This window comes from Cupriavidus sp. MPR-AND1C (genome assembly GCF_058809705.1).
Genome location: NZ_JBXASU010000090.1, coordinates 21,721 through 28,543, shown reverse-complemented (window position 1 = coordinate 28,543; position 6,823 = coordinate 21,721). Strand labels below are relative to the sequence as shown.

Annotated in this window: 5 protein-coding genes; all 5 read left to right on the top strand. The window is 64.5% G+C overall.

Features of this window, described 5'->3' with window-relative positions:
• The first annotated feature begins 143 nt into the window (after positions 1-143).
• The 5 genes from tnpA to AC1RWI_RS31365 all read left to right on the top strand — a co-directional run bounded on the left by tnpA (position 144) and on the right by AC1RWI_RS31365 (position 6,823).
• Positions 144-566, top strand: a complete 423-nt coding sequence (gene tnpA / locus AC1RWI_RS31385; RefSeq protein ID WP_082055272.1) for an IS200/IS605 family transposase — start codon at positions 144-146, stop codon at positions 564-566.
• Between the two features lie 679 nt (positions 567-1,245).
• Positions 1,246-1,542 (top strand): hypothetical protein, encoded by a 297-nt coding sequence (locus AC1RWI_RS31380; RefSeq protein WP_492870270.1) that lies wholly within the window; start codon positions 1,246-1,248, stop codon positions 1,540-1,542.
• A gap of 205 nt (positions 1,543-1,747) precedes the next feature.
• The gene (locus AC1RWI_RS31375) at positions 1,748-4,636 is read left to right on the top strand and encodes a M16 family metallopeptidase (protein ID WP_492870269.1); all 2,889 of its coding nucleotides are present in this window, start codon (positions 1,748-1,750) and stop codon (positions 4,634-4,636) included.
• Positions 4,637-4,783: 147 nt separating this feature from the next.
• Complete coding sequence (locus AC1RWI_RS31370; protein ID WP_006159736.1) at positions 4,784-5,167, top strand: hypothetical protein; 384 nt, start codon at positions 4,784-4,786, stop codon at positions 5,165-5,167.
• Positions 5,168-5,512: 345 nt separating this feature from the next.
• Positions 5,513-6,823: an MFS family transporter gene (locus AC1RWI_RS31365; RefSeq protein WP_043352829.1), complete on the top strand. Its 1,311-nt coding sequence runs from the start codon at positions 5,513-5,515 to the stop codon at positions 6,821-6,823.

Sequence of the window (6,823 nt, the reverse complement as noted above, 5' to 3'; positions counted from 1 at the left end):
CCAGCGGTGAGCTTCTGGAGATCGAAACCGGACAACCAGACTTTCGGCTTGTTGCAGTACCGCTTGAGGCTTCGGTATTGGGTTTCGTTGCAGAAGTTCCAGACCGTATTGACGTCGCGTGCCATCGCAAGCATCGCTTTCGCGTGCTTGTCCTTGATGCGCAGCTTCAGTGTCTTTACGGTTCCCATGACGCGAAGTGTATTTTTGTATTCGAAACTAACGCAAGATATCGCCGCAACATGTTCAAGAAAGAGCACCTTGAAGCGATGCGGCGAATTCTCGAAAGTGTCTGCCGGGACTTCGACGCGGAGTTGGTGGAGTTCAACGGCGAGCATGACCACGTGCATCTTCTGGTGAGCTACCCACCGAAGGTGGCTCTATCCACGCTCGTCGCGTCGCTCAAGGGCGTTTCCAGCCGTTTGCTGCGGCAGGAGTTCGGGGACTTCCATCCGTGGTTGAAACGTCGCGGCGTGCTGTGGTCTCCGTCGTACTTCGCGGCGTCGTGTGGCGGGGCTCCATTGGATATCCTGCGGCAGTACATCGAGCAGCAGCAGGCACCGCACTAATCCCCAGATTCCCTGCTTACCCCGGACTGAACTCCGGGGCTTGCGCAGGTGCCTGGGGCATTCAAGGCCCTCCGCTGCAACGCGCTCCAGTTCGTCGCCAACGCAGGCAATTCTTCGCCTCATGGTTGAGTTGGGCCTCCCTGATGCCGATGGACTGTTTGTCTTCCTGCATACGATCTCCTTCAGGATGGGCCTTGTGCGCAAATTCGCCCCTCTATTTGCGCGCAATTCCTCGTCGGAATCTATGAGACAAATCTGGATCTGCGATGAATATTTATTGAATGGTCTAGCGGGTGTGACTTTTTGTTGCGGCTGGGTTAGGCTGCATTTCGCGACGCTATACTCCGCTCGTCGCTGCAACCACAGCGGCCGGGTTTAGCAGCCCGTTTAGGAAGGCGGACAACCGCCGCCAGGCGGTTTTTGTCCGTCGCGCCTTCGCGCGTCCCTATGGGCGGGCCTTGGCGGGGGAGCCTTCGGGCTCGCTGGTTCCTTCTTACCGGTCTGCTAACCTCGCCATGCGCCCGCCCACCCCGATTAGCAGCGGGGAGCGGAGTCGAAATCGCTTAAGAAGGAGGCACTCCCATGCCCCAGTCTTCGCTCGCCCATTCCAGGCAAATCGCATCCCCCAAGCTCTCCGTCATCCACCAGCGCCTGCGCGCCTCCCAACGGAGGGCGCTCGATGTATAACTACCCGCGCTACAACATCACTGCCCAACGCACGGGCCGCGATACCTTCCTGACCGCGCATGCCCCATCCGAAAGCCCGCTAAGCCTCGCCGCCGAAAAAACCGCGCAGCTCAATGCGTTGTTGTCGGTTGCCGTCGAGAACGCGGCGGGCGGCACCTTCTGCAACCTCGCTGAAGAGACCCAGGCCCATCTGCTTTCGCTGGTGGCCGTGCTGGCGCACGAGACGCTGGTGTTGAGTGAGCTGGCCGCCGCGATGGATGTGCCGGAGGACGAGAGTGGCGATGGATGATGCCAGTGCGCTGCCATAGATATTGAAGGGTGCAGAAAATTCCCAAATTCACTGCGCACTGGTTGGAAAACGCGGCTGCATGGCCCTGCGGGCGCGGCAACAGCTAGAATCGGCCACCGGGCCAGCCTTGCCGCTGCCTTGCCGCGCCCCGCAGGATCGTACCGATCTCCGCGACAAGGGAGCCAATCCAGACTTCGAATTCCGCATGCGTCTCGTCATCAAGCGCCTTTCCCTGCTGCTAGCCCTGGCTTTCAGCGTATCCGCAAACGCCGCGCCGGGCGTGGCCCACGCGCCGGCGCCTGCTGCCGCGAAGCTGCCCGGCGCGGCGCCGGCGGAAGTCGTCAGCGTGGAAGGCATTACCGAGTACCGGCTGCCCAACGGCCTGCGCGTGCTGCTTGCGCCCGATGCTGCGCAGCCCGTCGCCACGGTCAACATGACCTACCTGGTCGGCAGCCGCCATGAGAACTATGGCGAGACCGGCATGGCGCACTTGCTCGAGCACCTGCTGTTCAAGGGCACGCCGGCGCTGCCGGGCAACACCATTGCGCAGGAGCTCACGCGCCGCGGCATGCAGTTCAACGGCACCACCGCGTTCGACCGCACCAACTACTACGAGAGCTTCACCGCCAGCGAGGAAAACCTCGACTGGGCGCTGAAGATGGAAGCGGACCGCATGGTCAACAGCTTTATCGCCCGCGAGGCGCTCGACAGCGAAATGACGGTGGTGCGCAACGAGATGGAGCGCGCCGAGAACAATCCCGCTAGCATGCTGATGCAGCAGATGCGCTCGGCCGCCTACCGCTGGCACAACTACGGCAAGGCGCCGATCGGCGCGCGCAGCGACGTGGAGCACGTCGCCATCGGCAACCTGCAGGAGTTCTACCGCCGCTATTACCAGCCTGACAACGCGGTGCTGGTGGTGGCGGGCAAGTTCGACGTGGCCGCCACGCTCGCGCGCATCGGCCAGTACTTCGGCGCGATCCCCCGGCCTACGCGCGCGCTGCCGGTCCAGTACACCGTGGAGCCGCCGCAGGAGGGCGCGCGCGAGGTGACGCTGCGCCGCGTGGGCGACTCGCAGCTGGTCGCGGTGCAATATCACATCGCGCCGGGCGCGCATCCGGATACGGTGGCCCTGCAGTTGCTCGCCGATATCCTGACCGATGGCTCGGGCGGGCGCCTGTACAAGGCGCTGGTCGAGAGCGGCAAGGCCAGCTGGCAGTCTGGCTCGGTATCGGGCATGAAGGATCCCGGCTCGGTGCTGTTCGCCGCCGGGCTGAGCAAGACGCAAGACCTCGAAGCCGCGCGCCAGGTGCTGGTGGCGCAGGTGGAGGGCTTTGCCGCCCGGCCGGTGACGCAGGTGGAACTGGACCGTGCCCGCACCCGCCTGCTCAACAGCTACGAGCGCCTGCTGGAGAATCCTTCGGGCTACGCCATCGCCTTGTCCGAGGCCATCGCCAAGGGTGACTGGCGCCTGCTGCTGGTGGCACGCCAGCAGGCCGAGCGCGTGACGCTGGCGGACCTGCAACGGGTCGCGCAGAACTATCTGCGCGCCAGTAACCGCACCCTCGGCCGCTTCATCCCCATCGACATGCCCGGCGATGCGCCGGCCGAGACGCTGGCCCGGGCCACCATGCCCGCCGCGCCGGACGTCGCCGCGCTGGTGGCGGCCTACCAGGGCAAGCCGTCCAAGGCCGCGGTGGCCGCCTTTGATCCCAGCCCGGACAATATCGAGGCGCACACGCTGCGCGGCAAGCTGGCCAACGGCATGCAGTTCGCGCTGCTGCCCAAGCCCAGCCGCGGCCAGACTGTCAACGGCACGCTGATCCTGCGCATGGGTGACGTCACCAGCCTGCAAGGCCAGGACGCGGTCGGCAGCCTCACGGCCGCCATGCTGATGCGCGGCACCGCCCGCCTGGAGCGCCAGCAGATCGCCGACCGCCTGTCCGCGCTCAAGGCGGTGGTGTCGGTCCAGGGCGATGCCGAGGCGGTCACTGTGCGCTTTGAAGCGCGCCGCGACACGCTGGCCAACACGCTCGCGCTGCTGCGCGACATCCTGCGCGAGCCGAGCCTGCCCGCCGCGGAGTTCGAGACCCTGCGCGCCAACGCCATCGCCGGCATCGAGAGCGGCCTGGGCCAGCCCGAGGCAATCGCGTCGAACGTGCTTGGCCGTCACGGCAATCCCTACCCATTGGGGGATCCGCGCTACGTCGGCACCCCGCAGGAGGACATCGCGGCGCTGCGGCAAGTGCAACTGTCCGACCTGCGCGCCTTCCACACGCGCTTCTACGGCGCAAGCCATGGCCAGGCGGCGCTGGTCGGTGACTTCGACCGCGAGGCGGCGCAGGCGCAACTGGCCACGCTGTTCGGCGACTGGCAGGCCCAGGCGCCCTACGCCCGGATCGAGCGCCCCTTCGTGCCGCTGGCACCAGCCCACCTGATCCGCGAGACGCCGGACAAGGCCAATGCCATCTACCTGGCCGCGCTGCCGGTGGCACTGACCAGCGATGCGCCGGAATATCCGGCCCTGGTGATCGCCAATCGTGTGTTCGGCGCCAGCGCGCTCAAGAGCCGGCTGGCGGATCGCCTGCGCCAACGCGACGGCATCAGTTACAGTGTCGGCAGTTTCGTTCAGGTGGGTGCGCTCGATACCAACGGGCGCTTCGGCATGCAAGCGCTTTATGCGCCGCAGAACCTGGACAAGCTCAAGCGTGGCGTGGAGGAGGAACTGTCGCGGCTGGCAGCCGCCGGCATCACACCGCAGGAGCTGGCACAAGCCAAGAGTGGCCTGCTGCAGCAAGGCATGCTGGCCCGCACCAGCGATTCCACGTTGGCCGGCACGCTCGCCAGCCAGCTATTTCTGGGGCGCACGATGCGCTTTGTCACGCAATACGAGCAAGGTATCGCCACGGCGAGCGTCGAACAGGTCAACGCGGCCATCCGCAAGCACCTGGACCCGGCGCGGGTGGTACATGTGTATGCGGGAGATTTTTCTGTCACGGCAGTGCAAGATGCCGGGGCGACGATAAAGACAATGAAGGCGATAAGGACGATAAAGGCGGACGGGCCGGCAAACGAAGCCGTGGCCGCCCCCTAAAGGGCAATACTGGAGGAAAATGGTGGCAACGCAGGGCGGCGCAAGACACCGCTGGCGCAGTAGTCCCAACGGCCTGGGGGCAACCCCTTGCCGCAATGACGCGTTGACTGTATATTCGTACAGTATAAGACGATATAAGAGGTGTGGATGTCAATAGTGCGAGCTAGCAGCAAAGCAGAAGCGCTTCGGCTTCTCGCATCGAAAGATGTGCTGGCGCTTGAGCTGGACTATGAAACCGGATGGCAGGACGCCGTCGAACTCGGCCGGCTCGGAGAGAAACGCGGCATCAAAGTGCAATACCGCGGACAGGAGAGCATTGCTGTCCATTCGCGCGAAGCCCTGATCGAAGGGCTGGCCAAGACCAAGACCACCTTCAGGCAGCGCAATCTGTATTGCCAGTTCGATCTCGGCACGCTTGCCGACCATGAACTGCTTGATCTCGAAGCCAAGGCGACCCGGCTGGGCGACTACATCCTGGCAGGCCATCTGCTAAGGGATGTGGACGGAGTCTGGCCGCAAGAAGCGCAGTAACGCAGACAAAACGCAGTAAGACACAGCAAGACTCAGCAAGACCCACCAATAGGCGTCATTCACGTCAAACGCAGCGGACCTGGCCAATTGCCTCGCCCCGCTGCCGCGACCCATGGCGCCAGCCCTGCCGCGTGATGCGGCCAGACGCGTTTTTCGGCCGGCGCCCCGCCGCTACGGGCAGCGAGCCACCTCGCCAGCCATTCCCTTCCGCCCCCCCCAAGTAGTGCAAGTCAGGTCACCCTGCGCCGCCATCACGGCGCAATCGCACTACACTGGAATTCTGCGTGCCGATCTCGCACCACGGCTTGTTAGCGTGGGCGACATGCCGAACGGAAGAGACAAACCATGACAGACCTGTCCGCCCCCCTGCTCGATGCGCCGCCGAGCGCCGAGGAAAAACGCAAGCGCGTCTACGCGATCGTGGCCGCGTCTTCCGGCAATCTGGTCGAGTGGTTCGACTTTTACGTCTACGCGTTCTGCGCCATTTACTTCGCGGGGTCCTTCTTCCCCAAATCCGATCCGACAGCGCAATTGCTGAATACCGCCGGCGTGTTTGCCGCGGGCTTCCTGATGCGGCCGATTGGCGGGTGGCTGTTCGGGCGGATTGCCGACCGGCATGGCCGCAAGAACTCGCTGCTGATCTCGGTGACGATGATGTGCTGCGGCTCGCTGCTGATCGCCAGCCTGCCCACCTACAACAGCATCGGTGCCTGGGCGCCGGCGCTGCTGCTGGTCGCGCGGTTGCTGCAGGGACTGTCCGTCGGCGGCGAGTACGGCACCACCGCCACCTATATGAGCGAGGTGGCGCTCAAGGGCCAGCGGGGGTTTTTTTCGTCGTTCCAGTACGTCACGCTGATCGGCGGCCAGTTGCTGGCGGTGCTCGTGGTGGTGGTGCTGCAGCAGTTCCTGGACGAGGCTGAGCTCAAGGCATGGGGCTGGCGCATCCCGTTCGTGATCGGCGCCATCACGGCGGTGGTGGCGCTGTTCCTGCGCCGCACCCTGCATGAAACGACGTCCGCCGCCACCCGGGCGAGCAAGGAGGCCGGAACGCTGACGGAGCTGTTCCGCAACCACAAGGCGGCCTTTTTCACCGTGCTTGGCTATACGGCGGGCGGCTCGCTGATCTTTTATACCTTCACCACGTATATGCAGAAGTACCTGGTCAACTCGGCCGGCATGTCGATCAAGACCGCCAGCTACGTGATGACCGGCTGCCTGTTCTTCTACATGTGCATGCAGCCGTTCTTCGGCGCGCTGTCGGACCGCATCGGGCGGCGCACCAATATGCTGCTGTTCGGCGCGCTCGGCACGCTGGCCACGGTTCCGATCCTGACGGCGCTCGGGAGCGTGAAAAGCCCCTTTGTCGCCTTCGCGCTGATCTCCCTGGCGCTGGCCATCGTGAGCCTCTACACCTCCATCAGCGGCATCGTGAAGGCCGAGATGTTCCCGACCGAGATCCGGGCGCTGGGGGTGGGGCTGGCCTATGCCGTGGCCAACGCGATCTTCGGCGGCTCGGCCGAGTATGTCGCGCTGGACCTGAAATCGCTGGGCCACGAATCCAGCTTCTACTGGTACGTGACAGCGATGATGGTGATCGTGTTCCTGGTCAGCTTCCGGCTGCCGCGGCAGGCCAGGTACCTGCACCACGAGCACTGA